The sequence below is a fragment of the Ruegeria sp. YTSA064 genome, assembly GCF_059610325.1.
In genome coordinates, this window is the sequence record NZ_JBXWNK010000003.1 from 18,713 (window position 1) to 32,475 (window position 13,763).

The window sequence follows — 13,763 nt, forward strand, 5'->3', positions numbered from 1 at the left end:
TTTCAGAAAAGCGAATGGGCGCAAAGTTGCCAGATGCTTAGTGTAAATGACGACACCATTTAGCGTTGTTTTCAAGTCCGGTATTCCCAACCATGAAGTGAAGAATTCAGTGCTTCGCGCCCATGGTGTTCTCGGTTTGATTTGAGTTTTCCTGCTGCTGTCTTGGAGAGAACCAACTTACCCCCTTGCCAAACTCCACTCACCCCTGTAAGTCGCGCGAGTTCTCACTAAGAACATCAAGGCGGGGTGATTCCCGCCTTTTGGGTTCGATGAGGGTTGGCGATGCGCGTCTGTCCTCCTCTCAACCTCAACGCCTGATAAAAGGCTGTATCTATGCAAAGCCAAAATATCCGTATTCGGCTGAAGGCATTTGACTATCGCGTTCTGGATGCCAGCACGCAAGAGATCGTCAACACTGCCAAGCGGACCGGCGCGAACGTGCGCGGCCCGATCCCGCTGCCGAACAAGATTGAGAAGTTCACGGTTCTCCGTGGCCCTCACGTTGACAAGAAATCCCGCGACCAGTTCGAGATCCGTACGCACAAGCGTCTCTTGGACATCGTTGATCCGACCCCCCAGACCGTTGACGCGCTGATGAAGCTCGACCTCGCTGCTGGTGTGGACGTCGAGATCAAGCTGCAGTCGTAAGATCGGAGGGTATTATTTATGCGCTCTGGTATTATCGCAAAAAAAGTTGGCATGACCCGCCTGTTCATGGAAGACGGCAAGCAGATTCCTGTGACCGTTCTTCATCTGGACAACCTGCAGGTTGTTGCGCAGCGCACCGCTGACAAAGACGGCTACACCGCCGTTCAGCTGGGCGCCGGTGCTGCCAAGGCAAAACGCACCTCGAAAGCCATGCGCGGTCACTACGCCGCTGCAAAGGTTGAGCCCAAGCGTAAGCTGGCCGAGTTCCGTGTCTCCGAAGATGGCCTGATCGATGTAGGTGCCGAGATTTCGGCAGAACACTTCCTGGAAGGTCAGAAAGTTGACGTTTCGGGTACCTCGATCGGTAAAGGCTTTGCCGGTGCGATGAAGCGTTGGAACTTTGGTGGTCTGCGCGCCTCGCACGGTGTTTCGATCAGCCACCGTTCGCACGGTTCGACCGGTCAGTGTCAGGACCCGGGCAAGGTGTTCAAAGGCAAGAAGATGGCCGGTCACATGGGTGCTGCCCGTGTTACCACCCAGAATCTGGAAGTTGTCAAAACCGACTCCGACCGGAACCTGGTCTTCATCAAAGGCGCCGTTCCCGGACCGAAATCGGGCTGGGTCACCGTCAAGGACGCCGTCAAGAAGAAAGCACCTGAAGGTCTGCCGTTCCCGGCAGCCGTAAAAGGTGCTGCAACTGAAGCACCTGCGGAAGAAGCTCCCGCGGAAGGTGGTGAAGCATGAAACTTGATGTAATCAAACTGGACGGCGGCAAAGCCGGCAACATCGAGCTGGATGCAGACCTGTTCGGCCTGGAGCCGCGCGCGGACATCCTGCACCGTGTGGTCCGTTGGCAGCGCAACAACGCGCAGGCCGGCACCCACAAGGTGAAGACTCGTTCGGAAACCAGCTACTCGACCAAGAAGATCTATCGCCAGAAAGGCACCGGTGGCGCACGCCATGGTGACCGTAACGCGCCGATCTTCCGTGGTGGTGGTATCTACAAAGGCCCCGTGGTTCGTTCGCATGGTCACGACCTGCCCAAGAAGTTCCGCAAGCTTGGCCTGCGCCACGCTCTGTCGGCAAAAGCCAAGGCAGGTGAACTGGTCGTAATCGAGAACGCCGAAGCCGAAGGCAAGACCGCTGCTCTGGCCAAACAGGTTGCAAACCTGGGCTGGAAACGCGCTCTGGTCATCGACGGCGCGACCGTGAACGAAGGGTTCCTGAAAGCGTCCAAGAACATCGAAGGTCTGGATATCCTGCCGTCGATGGGCGCAAACGTCTATGACATCCTCAAGCGTGACACCCTGGTGCTCACCAAAGCGGCTGTCGAAGCACTGGAGGCTCGTCTGAAATGAGCGCGAAGGCAGAACACTACGACGTGATCCGCAAGCCGGTCATCACCGAAAAGTCGACCATGGCGTCCGAAAACGGCGCGGTTGTCTTTGAAGTGGCGATCGACAGCAACAAGCCGCAAATCAAAGAGGCCGTTGAGGCTCTGTTTGGTGTGAAGGTCAAAGCGGTGAACACCACCGTGACCAAAGGCAAGGTCAAGCGGTTCCGCGGCCAGTTGGGCCGTCGCAAAGACGTCAAAAAAGCATATGTGACCCTGGAAGAGGGTAACACCATCGACGTGTCCACCGGTCTCTGATCGAACCCGTCTTTGGAGAGATATGAAGGCCCCCGCGAAAGCGGGGGTTTTTTCTTTAGCAGCGACACAGAAAATTGAGCGCGGAACGATCGTGTTTTGAACAAATCGCTTGCTAAGTCGGGCCGGTAGTCTATCCGGTACCCAACAAACAAAAGATATGGCAGGCGTATGGCAAACTTTTCTCACTCGACCCGGGAGAATCCGGATGTGACCGCGGCGCGGGATTGGGTGTCTACACTTGCCAAATACCGCGAACCGAACCAGTGGCGCAGTTCCTTTGAGCTGGGTGTCAGCATCATCCCCTTCTTTGCGCTTTGGACGCTGTCCTGGATGTCACTTTCGCTCAGCTATTGGCTGGCGTTTGGGATTTCGGCCCTCAATGCAGCCTTCCTGCTGCGGCTGTTTGCGATCCAGCATGATTGCGGGCACGGGGCGTTCTTCAAAAACAGAACGGTCAGCGACTGGGTAGGACGCGCGATCGGAGTGCTGACGCTTACACCTTATGATGTCTGGCGCCGAACGCACTCGACGCATCACAACAGCTCGGGCAATCTGGACAAACGCGGCATGGGCGATGTCCATACCCTTACCGTGGCCGAGTATCAGGCGAAGACGCCAATGAACCGGTTCTGGTATCGCGTGTACCGCCACCCCATCACTCTGTTCGGGTTTGGCCCCGGCTATCTGTTCCTGTTTCAGAACCGCCTTCCACTTGGACTGACCGGCAAATTGCGGTTCTGGGTCAGCGCGATGGGCACAAACGTGGCCATTCTGGCTGCTTTGCTGGCTGTTTATTATTTTGGCGGCCTGATGCCGGTCTTGTTGATTTTCCTGCCTTCGACCCTGATTGCCGCAACCGCAGGCGTATGGCTGTTCTACGTCCAGCACCAATTCGAGGACACGCACTGGGATTCCGATAAAGACTGGCAACTGCACGAGGCCGCCCTGCACGGAAGTTCCCACTACATCCTGCCCTCGGTGTTGCAGTGGTTCAGCGCCAATATCGGCATCCACCACGTGCACCATCTGTACAGCCGCATCCCGTTCTACCGCCTGACCGAAGTGCTGCGCGATCATGATGAATTGGCAAACAGCAACCAGATGACCATCCGAGAAAGCCTCGCCAACGCGCGGCTGCACCTGTGGGATGAGAAGAGCCGTCGCCTGTTGTCCTTCGCCGAGGCTCGCGCGCTTCACGAGTAATGGGTAGGCTCTGCGGCCAGCTGGGCCGTCGGTAAAGAGCAAAAAAGCACTTGTGACCCTGGAAGTGGGGAACACACATCATCGTGTCAACCGGTCTCTGATCGAACCCGTCATTGGCGAGAGGTAAAAGCCCCGCGATAGCAGGGTTTTTTTGTGCGCCAATGTGCGGTGCTAGCCTATGCAGGCAAACTGAGACCTTTCAGTCTGGACCGGCTTGATCCTGTTCCGCTTCGATGAATGTCCGCCATCCGTCGACCTTGCCAAAGGCGCGTAATCTTTCGTGCAGCATAGGGCCATAGATGGACCACATGCGTTTTCGTAAATCCCGTCCCTTTCCGGTAACTTTCAGAACTTTTCCACGTCTATCACTATCAGATTCAATGAACTCCAACAATCCCTCCGCCATGAGCCGTTTGCTCAGATGGGACAGGTTCGACTGTTCGAATATGGTATCCTGAGCAAGCTCATACGGACGCAACTGACCCCCGTGCCGTTCAAGCGACCAAAGCACATCGTACCATTTTAAAGGTGGAAACCCGGCATCCTTTAGCGCCGCGCCGATGTCAGACTGGATGCGCCGGGTAGCCCGATTCATTGCGACCCAGATTTCTGTCTCAAATTCTGTTGGCAGATCGTTCTTCACAACTTCGTGTTTGCCTTGTTTCTGATTGCAGTCTTGGTCTGACTTAATTAGATGAAAATTCATCTACATTCCAGTGCCCATCGGATGAAAGGAATACGAATATGACCTTTAAGTCTATGATTGCCGCCGCTGCCTTGACCGTTGTTGTAACACCGACCTTTGCGCAGACTTATAAAACCGATCAGGGGCATACCGAAGTCAGGTTTGGTTGGAGCCACGCAGGTGTCTCGAACCAGCATGGCGAGTTCACCAAAGTAGACGGTGTGCTGGACCTGAATGCCGACGATGTGGAGGCCTCGACGCTGAACGTGACGATTGACACCAACAGCCTGGCTTCAGGGTTTGGGCCTTTGGATGATCACCTTAAGTCGGCTGATTTCTTCGAGGTCGAAACCTATCCCGAGATCACATTCGTCAGCACCGAAATCAAGCGCACCGGAGATAGCACGGCAGATGTAACGGGAGACCTGACCATCCACGGCGTGACCAAGCCCGTGACCCTGAAGGCAACGCTGACCCATCAGGGCGAGCACCCGCTGGGCAGCGCCATCGAATATTACGCGGGTGATTGGGTGGCCTTTTCGGCAACGGGTGAGATCGATCATACGGAATTCGGTGTTGGACCATTCTCAACAGGGCCGATCACAATCATGATCGATACCGAGATGAAGGCAGATGGCTAAAACCAACGCCAGCCGTATTGCAAGGATCAAAAAAGAAAGATTATGCAATCTTGGATGAAGGTGTAGACACCCACCCCCAACACTGCTAAACGCTCCCAATCTTGCGGCCTCGGATTCGTTCCGGGGCCTCTGATATTTGTAACTGGGGACCTTCGGGGCCCTATACCCTTGGCACCTACGGGGGCCTATCACATAGCGGGGAAACCCCCTGCACTTGCTAAACGGAAGACAGAAAGCATGGCACTCAAGTCGTACAAGCCGACGACGCCGGGCCAGCGCGGGCTGGTGCTGATCGACCGTTCGGAGCTTTGGAAAGGACGTCCGGTCAAGTCTCTCACTGAGGGTTTGACCAAATCGGGCGGCCGGAACAACACCGGACGGATCACTTCACGCCGCCGCGGCGGTGGCGCAAAGCGTCTCTACCGGATCGTTGACTTCAAACGGAATAAATTTGATGTCGCGGCAACCGTCGAACGGATCGAATATGACCCGAACCGGACCGCATTCATCGCACTGGTAAAATACGAAGACGGTGAGCAGGCATATATCCTGGCTCCGCAGCGTCTGGCTGTTGGTGACAAAGTCGTGGCATCCGCCAAGGCCGACATCAAGCCGGGCAACGCAATGCCGTTCTCGGGCATGCCCATTGGTACCATCGTCCACAACATCGAGATGAAGCCCGGCAAAGGCGGTCAGATCGCACGTGCGGCCGGTACTTACGCTCAGTTCGTTGGTCGCGATGGCGGCTACGCTCAGATCCGTCTGAGCTCGGGCGAGCTTCGCATGGTCCGTCAGGAATGCATGGCCACCGTTGGTGCCGTGTCCAACCCCGACAACTCGAACCAGAACCTCGGTAAAGCCGGTCGTATGCGCCACAAAGGCGTTCGTCCGTCGGTTCGTGGTGTTGCAATGAACCCGATCGATCACCCGCACGGTGGTGGTGAAGGTCGTACCTCGGGTGGCCGTACGCCGGTTACACCGTGGGGTAAGGACACCAAGGGTAAGCGTACCCGCAACAAGAACAAAGCGTCCCAGAAGCTGATCATCCGCTCGCGGCACGCCAAGAAGAAGGGACGTTAATTCATGTCTCGCTCTGTTTGGAAGGGTCCTTTCGTCGATGCTTACGTGCTGAAAAAAGCCGAAGCAGCGCGCGAGTCGGGCCGCAACGAAGTCATCAAGATTTGGTCGCGTCGTTCCACCATTCTGCCCCAGTTCGTGGGTCTGACCTTTGGTGTGTACAACGGCCATAAGCATATCCCCGTCAACGTCTCGGAAGACATGATCGGTCAGAAGTTCGGTGAATACTCGCCGACCCGGACCTATTACGGTCACGCCGCAGACAAAAAAGCGAAGCGGAAGTAAGTCATGGGCAAGGAAAAGAACCCCCGCCGCGTGGCCGAAAACGAAGCAATGGCGAAAACGCGCATGCTCCGTACCAGCCCGCAGAAACTGAACCTGGTTGCGCAGATGATCCGCGGCAAGAAAGTTGAGAAGGCTCTGACCGATCTGACTTTCTCGAACAAGCGTGTCGCGCAGGACGTCAAGAAGTGCCTGCAGTCTGCAATCGCCAACGCCGAGAACAACCACAACCTGGATGTCGACGAGTTGATCGTCGCCGAAGCCTGGGTTGGCAAGAACCTGGTCATGAAGCGCGGTCGCCCGCGGGCCCGTGGCCGTTTCGGGAAAATCCTGAAGCCGTTCTCGGAGATCACCATCAAGGTGCGTCAAGTTGAGGAGCAAGCCTAATGGGTCATAAAGTCAATCCGATCGGCATGCGCCTGCAGGTCAACCGCACCTGGGACAGCCGTTGGTACGCAGATACCAAGGACTACGGTGATCTTCTTCTGGAAGATCTGAAAATCCGTGAGTTCATCAACAAAGAGTGCAAGCAGGCCGGTGTTGCCCGTGTGATCATCGAACGTCCGCACAAAAAGTGCCGCGTAACGATCCACACCGCACGTCCGGGTGTCATCATCGGCAAGAAAGGCGCGGACATTGAGGTTCTGCGCAAGAAAATTGCGCTGATGACCGACAGCGAACTGCACCTGAACATCGTCGAAGTGCGCAAGCCCGAGCTTGACGCGCAGTTGGTTGCCGAGTCCATCGCTCAGCAGCTAGAGCGCCGCGTCTCGTTCCGCCGCGCGATGAAGCGGTCGGTTCAGAACGCCATGCGTATGGGCGCCCTGGGTATCCGGGTGAACGTCGCTGGTCGTCTGGGCGGCGCTGAAATCGCACGGACCGAGTGGTATCGCGAAGGCCGCGTGCCTCTGCACACCCTGCGCGCCGACATCGATTACGCACATGCCGAAGCGATGACTCCCTACGGGATCATCGGGATCAAGGTCTGGATCTTCAAAGGTGAGATCATGGAACACGATCCGCAGGCACGTGACCGTAAAGCACAGGAACTCCAGGACGGCCCTGCACCTCGTGGTGCTGGTGGCGGTCGTCGCTAAGGAGGGAAAGATATGCTTCAACCAAAGCGTACTAAATTCCGCAAGATGCACAAAGGCCGGATCAAGGGTCTCGCCAAGGGCGGCTCTGATCTGAACTTTGGCACCTACGGCCTGAAAGCTCTTGAGCCTGAGCGTGTAACCGCACGCCAGATCGAAGCTGCACGTCGTGCCATGACGCGTCACATGAAGCGTCAGGGTCGTGTCTGGATCCGCATCTTCCCCGATACTCCGGTTACTGCAAAGCCGATCGAAGTTCGTATGGGTAAAGGTAAAGGTTCGGTCGACCGCTGGGCATGCAAGGTCAAGCCTGGCCGCGTGATGTTCGAGATCGACGGCGTCAATGACGACATCGCCCGCGAGGCCCTGCGCCTGGCTGCGATGAAGCTGCCGATCAAGACCCGCGTTGTGATCCGCGAAGACTGGTAAGCGATCCGGGGGCAACTCCGCTCGTGACAAAATCGACCCCCGTCGGGACACCGGCGGGGGATTTCTTTTGGCTCGACCGCTTTTGATGATGCAGGTCGCGAAAAAAGTCGACCTCAACCCGCGAGGCCCTTAGGCTGCCCAATAGGAATGAGGGGGGCATATGGTGCAGCTACGCAAAAAGATGTTCATCAAAGAAGTCATAACCACCGACCAGCTGGGCCAGCCATGTGAGCCGATCAGTCGGGTTGCCGCGTTAGCGGTGATACAGAACCCTCTGGCTGGACGCTTCTCGGATGATCTTTCCGAGCTGTTTGAGATCGGAGTCCTTCTGGGCCCTAACCTTGCGGCTGATGCGCTCTCGCAACTGGACGGTGCGCCGGTGTCATATGGCAAGGCAGCGATCATCGGCATGAACGGCGACCTCGAGCAGGGCGGGGCGGTGATCCACCCCAAGCTCGGCGCTCCCATGCGCGCGGCAGTCGGCGGTGGTGAGGCGGTGATCCCCTCGAACGCCAAGCTGGGCGCACCGGGTTGCGCGATTGATCTGCCGCTGGGGCACAAGGACAATCCGTGGTCGTTCGATCATTTCGACACGATGACGCTAAACGTTCCAGACGCGCCGAAACCGGATGAGATCGTGCTGTGCCTCGCCTATGCCGATGGCGGTCGTCCGATCCCGCGCTGTGGCAAAGGGCCCATCAAAAGCTAAGCGTCTGGTCTTGCCGAAAGGGCTGGGGTATTCCCGGCCCATGACACAGATTGAATCACTCTTCGTTACCCGTCTCTACCGCGCGTCCCTGTCCGAGTTCGATCCCAAGATCGACGCTGAGGAACTGGAAAGCTCTTGCCTTGTCATTGCCGAGGATGATGAGGCCGGGCAGGAATGGTGCGAGGAAAACGGCTATCCCGGTTACACCAGTTATGCCTCGCTGACCGATCTGCCTTGGCGCTTTCCGATCTTCGCTGATCTGGTTACGGCGCTGGATCAGCACGTCGCCGCCTTTGCCAAGGATCTGGAGTTCGATCTGGGCGAGGGAGAGCTTAAGTTGGAAGACCTCTGGATCAACATCCTGCCCGAAGGCGGCATGCATTCCAGCCACTTGCATCCGCACAGCGTGATCTCGGGCACGACTTATGTGGCGATGCCTGAAGGGGCGAGTGCGTTGAAGCTCGAAGATCCGCGTTCTGGCCGTATGATGGCCGCACCGACACGGTTGAAAGGCGGGCGGCGGGATTTGCAGCCGTTCATTTACATGAAGCCTCAGGTGGGCGACGTTCTGCTATGGGAAAGCTGGCTGCGCCACGAGGTGCCGATGAACATGGCCGAGGATGAGCGGATTTCGGTGAGTTTTAATTATAAGTGGGAGTGATGGCGCAGCAATCTGTCAGAACCCTGATCAACCACGATTCACATTGATCTGTCGATTAGCCTTGCAATGCGACCGAACATGACCCATGTGAGGCACGCTTACGTTTTTCTTTTTCGACCACTGTCTCCCGATATTCGGCGTTCAGTCTCTCGATCCAGACCGACCACGCCGCGCTGTCGCAATCCTGCGGACAGCAATTTATTAGGAGACTACGGATATGGCCAATGGCACCGTAAAATGGTTCAACACAACTAAAGGTTTTGGCTTCATCGCACCTGAGACTGGTGGCAAAGACGTGTTTGTACACATCTCTGCTGTCGAGCGCTCGGGTCTGACCGGCCTGGCCGACGACCAGAAAGTAACATTCGACATCGAGCCCGGCCGTGACGGTCGCGAGTCGGCTGTGAACATCGCTCTGGCGTAAGTCACTCAGACTTAGACGGTTGAAGACGCGGTCTCGTGCAAACGGGGCCGCGTTTTGCGTTTCCAAGCTCCATGAAACAATTCTGGACGGGGTACGAAACTTCGTTGGCAGAATCCGTCAAATCTCAATGTGAGAAACCAGAAGCCAGCTCATTTTCTATCCTGTATCCTGCGTGGATAACGGAGGTATCAAGTATGAAAGAAGCAGAGCGGGTGGTTCGCCAATTCCATGAAAGCTGGGGCATGCGCGATCCTGATCGTGGCGCTGAAGTGATTGCTGAAGATTGCCAGTTCGAAGATGTTGCTCGGGACGAAAAGCAGCTTGGAAAGTTGGCGTATAAAGAGGACTACGAGCGTTGGCGAACGGCATTCCCAGATGGAGAATGCATTGTGGACAATGTAATCGTCAGCGATTGCGGTGAATGGGCAATCGTAGAGTTCCACAATAACGGAACCCACACTGGTGTTCTGCATTCAAGCCTCGGTGACTTCGAACCAACCGGAAAGCGTTACGAAGTGCGCTATTGCTCAGTAATGCGGGTAGTGGGCGGTATGGTTGTCGAGGGACGAGACTATTACGACAGCGCCACTATTGCACGGCATTTAGGCTTGGTGAAATAGGCAACGACTTTTGCGTGAGGGTGGGCGAAGTTTTTTCTAAACTTTCCCTTGCCACCCACCCCCTATCCCACTATAGAGCGGCATCTTGCGATCTCCCGACCTAGTCGGGCGATTCGTATGTCTATCATTCATCCACCAGGTCAAAGGTGACCCGTGTACGGGGCCTTCTGGTGTTTTGAGCAAAGGAAAAAGGCGATGAACGCCCAAGAACTGCGTGACAAGACCCCGGACCAGCTCCGCGAGGAACTGGCCAACCTGAAGAAAGAGAGCTTTAACCTGCGCTTTCAACAGGCAACCGGTCAGCTGGAAAACACAGCCGGCATCAAAGCGGCCCGCCGCAATGCTGCCCGTGTCAAAACCATTCTGAACGAAAAGGCCGCTGCTGCGGCATCCGAGGAGTAATCAGATGCCCAAGCGTATCCTGCAAGGCACCGTGACCAGCGACGCCAACGAACAGACCGTAACCGTATCCGTCGAGCGCCGCTTTACGCATCCGGTTCTGAAGAAAACCATCCGTAAGTCCAAGAAATACCGGGCTCACGATGAAAAGAACGCCTTCAAGGTCGGTGACTCAGTTCGCATCATCGAATGCGCACCGAAATCGAAGACGAAACGTTGGGAGGTTCTGGAGGCGTAAGCCCCCAGGACTTTTCATTTGTCGAAACCCTGGGGGATTTAACGAGACCAGCCCCCACAGGTCGGGAGAAACCACATGATCCAGATGCAGACCAATCTGGATGTCGCTGACAACTCCGGCGCACGCCGAGTTCAGTGCATCAAGGTCCTGGGTGGTTCCAAGCGTAAATACGCCTCCGTTGGCGACATCATTGTCGTCTCGGTGAAGGAAGCCATCCCGCGCGGTCGCGTAAAGAAAGGTGACGTCCGTAAGGCCGTCGTCGTACGCACCGCCAAGGAAGTCCGTCGCGAAGACGGCACCGCGATCCGTTTCGATCGCAACGCCGCCGTCATCCTGAACAACAACAATGAGCCCGTAGGTACCCGTATCTTTGGCCCCGTTGTTCGCGAACTGCGCGGCAAGAACTTCATGAAAATCATCTCGCTGGCTCCGGAGGTGCTGTAATCATGGCTGCTAAACTCCGCAAAGGCGACAAGGTCGTCGTGCTGGCCGGCAAGGACAAGGGCAAAGAGGGAACTATCACCTCGGTTGACCCGAAAGCCGGTAAAGCTGTTGTCGACGGCATCAACATCGCCATCCGCCACACCCGTCAGTCGCAAACCTCGCAAGGTGGTCGCCTGCCTCAGGCAAACCCGATCGAGCTGTCGAACCTGGCACTGCTGGACAAAAACGGCAAAGCAACTCGCGTTGGCTTCCGCATGGAAGGCGACAAGAAGGTGCGCTTCGCCAAGACCACGGGGGACGTGATCGATGCTTGATACCGCAAACTATACCCCGCGTCTGAAAGCTCAGTACGCTGAAACAATCCGTGCCGCTCTGAAAGAAGAGTTCGGCTACAAGAACGACATGCAGCTGCCTAAGCTGGAAAAAATCGTTCTGAACATTGGTTGTGGTGCTGAGGCCGTCAAAGACTCGAAGAAAGCGAAAGCTGCTGTCGAGGATCTGACTGCGATTGCTGGCCAGAAGGCCGTTGCAACCAAGGCGAAGAAGTCGATCGCGGGTTTCCGCGTCCGTGAAGACATGCCGCTGGGTGCGAAAGTGACCCTGCGCGGTGACCGGATGTACGAATTCCTGGATCGTTTGATCACTATCGCGATGCCTCGCGTTCGTGACTTCCGCGGTGTGAAGCCGTCTTTCGATGGTCGTGGCAACTTTGCCATGGGCATGAAAGAGCACATCGTGTTCCCGGAAATCGACTTCGACAAGGTCGACGAGGTCTGGGGCCTGGATATCGTAATTGCCACCACAGCGAAAACCGACGCTGAAGCAAAGGCATTGTTGAAAGCATTCAACATGCCGTTCAACGCGTAAGCGCCGGGAGGATTGAGACATGGCTAAGAAAGCAATGATCGAACGCGAAAAGAAGCGCGAACGCCTGGTGGCCAAATATGCCGCAAAGCGTGCCGAGCTGAAAGAAATCGCGAATGACGAGAGCAAGCCGATGGAAGAGCGCTTCAAGGCGCGTCTGAAACTGGCGAAACTGCCGCGCAACAGCTCGGCAACCCGTCTGCACAACCGTTGTCAGCTGACCGGTCGTCCTCACGCTTACTACCGTAAGCTGAAGGTCAGCCGTATCGCGCTGCGCGAGCTGGGTTCTGCTGGTCAGATCCCCGGCATGGTGAAATCGAGCTGGTAAGGGAGACATAGATATGAATGATCCTATCGGCGATATGCTCACCCGTATCCGCAACGCGCAAATGCGCGGCAAGTCCACCGTTTCCACCCCGGCTTCCAAGCTGCGCGGTTGGGTTTTGGACGTGCTGGCGGACGAAGGTTACATTCGTGGCTACGAAGCGACGACCGGTGAAAACGGTCATCCGGCCATCGAAATCAGCCTGAAATACTACGAAGGCACCCCTGTTATTCGCGAACTGAAGCGGGTCTCAAAACCCGGCCGCCGCGTATACATGGGCGTCAATGACATCCCGCAGGTCCGTCAGGGTCTGGGCGTGTCGATTGTCAGCACTCCGAAAGGTGTGATGTCGGACGCAAACGCTCGCTCCAACAATGTTGGCGGCGAAGTGCTCTGCACCGTCTTCTAAGGAGGTCTGCAATGTCTCGTATTGGTAAAAAACCGGTCGAGCTGCCCAGCGGCGTTTCCGCCTCTGTGTCGGGTCAGACCATCGAAGTGAAAGGTCCGAAAGGCACCCGTAGCTTCACCGCAACCGATGACGTAACGCTGTCGGTCGAAGACAACGTTGTGCAGATCAACCCTCGTGGGATGTCCAAGCGCGCGCGCCAGCAGTGGGGCATGAGCCGCACTATGGTTGCCAATCTTGTTGAAGGCGTGACAAACGGCTTCAAAAAAGAGCTGGAGATCCAGGGTGTTGGTTACCGGGCTCAGATGCAGGGCAACACCCTGAAGCTGAACCTAGGTTACAGCCACGATGTTGATTTCACTGCTCCGGAAGGTGTCACCATCACCGCGCCGAAGCAGACCGAGATCGTTGTGGAAGGTATCGACCAGCAGCAGGTGGGCGAAGTCGCGGCGAAAATCCGCGAATGGCGCCGTCCCGAGCCGTACAAAGGCAAGGGCATCCGCTACAAGGGCGAGTTCATCTTCCGCAAGGAAGGCAAGAAGAAGTAAGGACGCAAACAATGGCAAACAGCAAAAGAACCCTGTTTCTGAAGCGCCGCCTGCGCGTTCGGAACAAACTTCGCAAGGTCAACGCGGGTCGCCCGCGTTTGTCCGTACACCGTTCGAACAAGAACATCTCTGTTCAGCTGATCGACGACGTACGTGGCGTGACCCTGGCGTCGGCCTCGACTCTGGAAAAAGATCTGGGTGTTGTTGGCAAGAACAACGTCGAAGCGGCCACCAAAGTGGGCGCGGCCATCGCCGAGCGTGCCAAGAAGGCAGGCGTCGAAGAGGCCTATTTCGATCGTGGTGGCTTCCTGTTCCACGGCAAGGTGAAGGCAGTTGCCGACGCCGCGCGTGAAGGTGGTCTGAAGATCTAAGACCTGCGGGCGGGTTTCGATCCGCCCCGATGATCCGGGGGCCT

The 13,763-nt window shown here is 56.5% G+C and carries 25 protein-coding genes; 24 read left to right on the forward strand and 1 reads right to left on the reverse strand.

Translation table 11 applies throughout. The features are described 5' to 3' along the window. The first annotated feature begins 333 nt into the window (after positions 1 to 333). The 5 genes from rpsJ to AC2FI7_RS04885 all read left to right on the forward strand — a co-directional run bounded on the left by rpsJ (position 334) and on the right by AC2FI7_RS04885 (position 3,502). Entirely contained in the window at positions 334 to 648 is a 315-nt protein-coding gene (gene rpsJ / locus AC2FI7_RS04865; protein WP_008756422.1) for a 30S ribosomal protein S10, read from the forward strand. A gap of 18 nt (positions 649 to 666) precedes the next feature. Then, on the forward strand, positions 667 to 1,392 hold the full coding sequence (gene rplC / locus AC2FI7_RS04870; RefSeq protein ID WP_010437038.1) for a 50S ribosomal protein L3: 726 nt from the start codon (positions 667 to 669) through the stop codon (positions 1,390 to 1,392). Next, entirely contained in the window at positions 1,389 to 2,006 is a 618-nt protein-coding gene (rplD, locus tag AC2FI7_RS04875; RefSeq protein WP_010437039.1) for a 50S ribosomal protein L4, read from the forward strand. Before rplC ends, rplD begins: the two co-directional genes overlap by 4 nt. After that, positions 2,003 to 2,299 carry a 50S ribosomal protein L23 gene (locus AC2FI7_RS04880; protein WP_010437040.1) on the forward strand — a complete coding sequence of 99 codons (297 nt, stop codon included), beginning with the start codon at positions 2,003 to 2,005 and terminating at the stop codon, positions 2,297 to 2,299. Before rplD ends, AC2FI7_RS04880 begins: the two co-directional genes overlap by 4 nt. Before the next feature lie 168 nt (positions 2,300 to 2,467). Further along, positions 2,468 to 3,502 (forward strand): fatty acid desaturase, encoded by a 1,035-nt coding sequence (locus tag AC2FI7_RS04885; RefSeq protein ID WP_029621555.1) that lies wholly within the window; start codon positions 2,468 to 2,470, stop codon positions 3,500 to 3,502. Positions 3,503 to 3,701: 199 nt separating this feature from the next. On the opposite strand, the gene AC2FI7_RS04890 is transcribed toward AC2FI7_RS04885, so the two are convergent. Further along, positions 3,702 to 4,097 (reverse strand): MarR family winged helix-turn-helix transcriptional regulator, encoded by a 396-nt coding sequence (locus AC2FI7_RS04890; RefSeq protein WP_238528742.1) that lies wholly within the window; start codon positions 4,095 to 4,097, stop codon positions 3,702 to 3,704. Between the two features lie 149 nt (positions 4,098 to 4,246). On the opposite strand from AC2FI7_RS04890, the gene AC2FI7_RS04895 reads away from it, so the two are divergent. From AC2FI7_RS04895 to rplR, 19 genes are all read left to right on the forward strand, one after another. Further along, positions 4,247 to 4,828 (forward strand): YceI family protein, encoded by a 582-nt coding sequence (locus AC2FI7_RS04895; RefSeq protein ID WP_480457151.1) that lies wholly within the window; start codon positions 4,247 to 4,249, stop codon positions 4,826 to 4,828. 237 nt (positions 4,829 to 5,065) lie between these two features. Next, a complete protein-coding gene (gene rplB / locus AC2FI7_RS04900) occupies positions 5,066 to 5,908 on the forward strand; it encodes a 50S ribosomal protein L2 (protein WP_008757664.1) in 843 nt (280 codons plus the stop codon). A gap of 3 nt (positions 5,909 to 5,911) precedes the next feature. Further along, on the forward strand, positions 5,912 to 6,190 hold the full coding sequence (gene rpsS, locus AC2FI7_RS04905; RefSeq protein WP_010437056.1) for a 30S ribosomal protein S19: 279 nt from the start codon (positions 5,912 to 5,914) through the stop codon (positions 6,188 to 6,190). A 3-nt stretch (positions 6,191 to 6,193) separates the two neighbouring features. Further along, positions 6,194 to 6,574: a 50S ribosomal protein L22 gene (rplV, locus tag AC2FI7_RS04910; RefSeq protein ID WP_008756532.1), complete on the forward strand. Its 381-nt coding sequence runs from the start codon at positions 6,194 to 6,196 to the stop codon at positions 6,572 to 6,574. Then, entirely contained in the window at positions 6,574 to 7,284 is a 711-nt protein-coding gene (gene rpsC / locus AC2FI7_RS04915; protein ID WP_010437060.1) for a 30S ribosomal protein S3, read from the forward strand. The genes rplV and rpsC overlap by 1 nt, the downstream gene beginning before the upstream one ends. 12 nt (positions 7,285 to 7,296) lie before the next feature. Beyond that, positions 7,297 to 7,710 (forward strand): 50S ribosomal protein L16, encoded by a 414-nt coding sequence (gene rplP, locus AC2FI7_RS04920; protein ID WP_010437070.1) that lies wholly within the window; start codon positions 7,297 to 7,299, stop codon positions 7,708 to 7,710. 160 nt (positions 7,711 to 7,870) lie between these two features. Continuing rightward, positions 7,871 to 8,419, forward strand: a complete 549-nt coding sequence (locus AC2FI7_RS04925) for an amino acid synthesis family protein (protein ID WP_480610237.1) — start codon at positions 7,871 to 7,873, stop codon at positions 8,417 to 8,419. 40 nt (positions 8,420 to 8,459) lie between these two features. Then, positions 8,460 to 9,080: a 2OG-Fe(II) oxygenase family protein gene (locus tag AC2FI7_RS04930; RefSeq protein ID WP_010437074.1), complete on the forward strand. Its 621-nt coding sequence runs from the start codon at positions 8,460 to 8,462 to the stop codon at positions 9,078 to 9,080. A gap of 217 nt (positions 9,081 to 9,297) precedes the next feature. Next, the gene (locus AC2FI7_RS04935; protein ID WP_010437077.1) at positions 9,298 to 9,504 is read left to right on the forward strand and encodes a cold-shock protein; all 207 of its coding nucleotides are present in this window, start codon (positions 9,298 to 9,300) and stop codon (positions 9,502 to 9,504) included. A gap of 194 nt (positions 9,505 to 9,698) precedes the next feature. Continuing rightward, on the forward strand, positions 9,699 to 10,124 hold the full coding sequence (locus tag AC2FI7_RS04940) for an ester cyclase (protein WP_010437079.1): 426 nt from the start codon (positions 9,699 to 9,701) through the stop codon (positions 10,122 to 10,124). A 195-nt stretch (positions 10,125 to 10,319) separates the two neighbouring features. Next, on the forward strand, positions 10,320 to 10,526 hold the full coding sequence (gene rpmC / locus AC2FI7_RS04945) for a 50S ribosomal protein L29 (protein ID WP_010437082.1): 207 nt from the start codon (positions 10,320 to 10,322) through the stop codon (positions 10,524 to 10,526). Positions 10,527 to 10,530: 4 nt separating this feature from the next. Beyond that, positions 10,531 to 10,761 carry a 30S ribosomal protein S17 gene (gene rpsQ, locus AC2FI7_RS04950; RefSeq protein WP_010437084.1) on the forward strand — a complete coding sequence of 77 codons (231 nt, stop codon included), beginning with the start codon at positions 10,531 to 10,533 and terminating at the stop codon, positions 10,759 to 10,761. A 75-nt stretch (positions 10,762 to 10,836) separates the two neighbouring features. Then, positions 10,837 to 11,205, forward strand: a complete 369-nt coding sequence (gene rplN / locus AC2FI7_RS04955) for a 50S ribosomal protein L14 (protein WP_008757934.1) — start codon at positions 10,837 to 10,839, stop codon at positions 11,203 to 11,205. Between the two features lie 2 nt (positions 11,206 to 11,207). Beyond that, on the forward strand, positions 11,208 to 11,519 hold the full coding sequence (rplX, locus tag AC2FI7_RS04960; RefSeq protein WP_010437096.1) for a 50S ribosomal protein L24: 312 nt from the start codon (positions 11,208 to 11,210) through the stop codon (positions 11,517 to 11,519). Beyond that, positions 11,512 to 12,072: a 50S ribosomal protein L5 gene (gene rplE, locus AC2FI7_RS04965; protein WP_010437097.1), complete on the forward strand. Its 561-nt coding sequence runs from the start codon at positions 11,512 to 11,514 to the stop codon at positions 12,070 to 12,072. Before rplX ends, rplE begins: the two co-directional genes overlap by 8 nt. Positions 12,073 to 12,091: 19 nt before the next feature. Further along, positions 12,092 to 12,397, forward strand: a complete 306-nt coding sequence (gene rpsN, locus AC2FI7_RS04970) for a 30S ribosomal protein S14 (RefSeq protein WP_010437098.1) — start codon at positions 12,092 to 12,094, stop codon at positions 12,395 to 12,397. 13 nt (positions 12,398 to 12,410) lie between these two features. Beyond that, a complete protein-coding gene (rpsH, locus tag AC2FI7_RS04975; protein WP_010437099.1) occupies positions 12,411 to 12,803 on the forward strand; it encodes a 30S ribosomal protein S8 in 393 nt (130 codons plus the stop codon). Between the two features lie 11 nt (positions 12,804 to 12,814). Continuing rightward, the gene (gene rplF, locus AC2FI7_RS04980; protein ID WP_010437101.1) at positions 12,815 to 13,348 is read left to right on the forward strand and encodes a 50S ribosomal protein L6; all 534 of its coding nucleotides are present in this window, start codon (positions 12,815 to 12,817) and stop codon (positions 13,346 to 13,348) included. Between the two features lie 11 nt (positions 13,349 to 13,359). Then, on the forward strand, positions 13,360 to 13,719 hold the full coding sequence (rplR, locus tag AC2FI7_RS04985; protein ID WP_010437103.1) for a 50S ribosomal protein L18: 360 nt from the start codon (positions 13,360 to 13,362) through the stop codon (positions 13,717 to 13,719). The last annotated feature ends 44 nt before the right edge of the window (positions 13,720 to 13,763 follow it).

Excerpts from the sequence above, each read along its gene's own strand:
- AC2FI7_RS04935 (WP_010437077.1), top strand. The coding sequence starts at position 9,298 with ATGGCCAATGGCACCGTAAAATGGTTCAACACAACTAAAGGTTTTGGC.
- rplP (WP_010437070.1), top strand. The coding sequence starts at position 7,297 with ATGCTTCAACCAAAGCGTACTAAATTCCGCAAGATGCACAAAGGCCGG.
- AC2FI7_RS04890 (WP_238528742.1), bottom strand. The coding sequence starts at position 4,097 with ATGAATCGGGCTACCCGGCGCATCCAGTCTGACATCGGCGCGGCGCTA.
- rplB (WP_008757664.1), top strand. The coding sequence starts at position 5,066 with ATGGCACTCAAGTCGTACAAGCCGACGACGCCGGGCCAGCGCGGGCTG.
- rpsJ (WP_008756422.1), top strand. The coding sequence starts at position 334 with ATGCAAAGCCAAAATATCCGTATTCGGCTGAAGGCATTTGACTATCGC.
- AC2FI7_RS04925 (WP_480610237.1), top strand. The coding sequence starts at position 7,871 with ATGGTGCAGCTACGCAAAAAGATGTTCATCAAAGAAGTCATAACCACC.
- AC2FI7_RS04885 (WP_029621555.1), top strand. The coding sequence starts at position 2,468 with ATGGCAAACTTTTCTCACTCGACCCGGGAGAATCCGGATGTGACCGCG.
- rpsH (WP_010437099.1), top strand. The coding sequence starts at position 12,411 with ATGAATGATCCTATCGGCGATATGCTCACCCGTATCCGCAACGCGCAA.
- rplN (WP_008757934.1), top strand. The coding sequence starts at position 10,837 with ATGATCCAGATGCAGACCAATCTGGATGTCGCTGACAACTCCGGCGCA.
- rplD (WP_010437039.1), top strand. The coding sequence starts at position 1,389 with ATGAAACTTGATGTAATCAAACTGGACGGCGGCAAAGCCGGCAACATC.
- AC2FI7_RS04940 (WP_010437079.1), top strand. The coding sequence starts at position 9,699 with ATGAAAGAAGCAGAGCGGGTGGTTCGCCAATTCCATGAAAGCTGGGGC.
- AC2FI7_RS04930 (WP_010437074.1), top strand. The coding sequence starts at position 8,460 with ATGACACAGATTGAATCACTCTTCGTTACCCGTCTCTACCGCGCGTCC.
- rplC (WP_010437038.1), top strand. The coding sequence starts at position 667 with ATGCGCTCTGGTATTATCGCAAAAAAAGTTGGCATGACCCGCCTGTTC.
- rpsC (WP_010437060.1), top strand. The coding sequence starts at position 6,574 with ATGGGTCATAAAGTCAATCCGATCGGCATGCGCCTGCAGGTCAACCGC.
- AC2FI7_RS04895 (WP_480457151.1), top strand. The coding sequence starts at position 4,247 with ATGACCTTTAAGTCTATGATTGCCGCCGCTGCCTTGACCGTTGTTGTA.
- rpsN (WP_010437098.1), top strand. The coding sequence starts at position 12,092 with ATGGCTAAGAAAGCAATGATCGAACGCGAAAAGAAGCGCGAACGCCTG.
- rplV (WP_008756532.1), top strand. The coding sequence starts at position 6,194 with ATGGGCAAGGAAAAGAACCCCCGCCGCGTGGCCGAAAACGAAGCAATG.
- rplR (WP_010437103.1), top strand. The coding sequence starts at position 13,360 with ATGGCAAACAGCAAAAGAACCCTGTTTCTGAAGCGCCGCCTGCGCGTT.
- rplF (WP_010437101.1), top strand. The coding sequence starts at position 12,815 with ATGTCTCGTATTGGTAAAAAACCGGTCGAGCTGCCCAGCGGCGTTTCC.
- rpsS (WP_010437056.1), top strand. The coding sequence starts at position 5,912 with ATGTCTCGCTCTGTTTGGAAGGGTCCTTTCGTCGATGCTTACGTGCTG.
- AC2FI7_RS04880 (WP_010437040.1), top strand. The coding sequence starts at position 2,003 with ATGAGCGCGAAGGCAGAACACTACGACGTGATCCGCAAGCCGGTCATC.
- rpsQ (WP_010437084.1), top strand. The coding sequence starts at position 10,531 with ATGCCCAAGCGTATCCTGCAAGGCACCGTGACCAGCGACGCCAACGAA.
- rplX (WP_010437096.1), top strand. The coding sequence starts at position 11,208 with ATGGCTGCTAAACTCCGCAAAGGCGACAAGGTCGTCGTGCTGGCCGGC.
- rplE (WP_010437097.1), top strand. The coding sequence starts at position 11,512 with ATGCTTGATACCGCAAACTATACCCCGCGTCTGAAAGCTCAGTACGCT.
- rpmC (WP_010437082.1), top strand. The coding sequence starts at position 10,320 with ATGAACGCCCAAGAACTGCGTGACAAGACCCCGGACCAGCTCCGCGAG.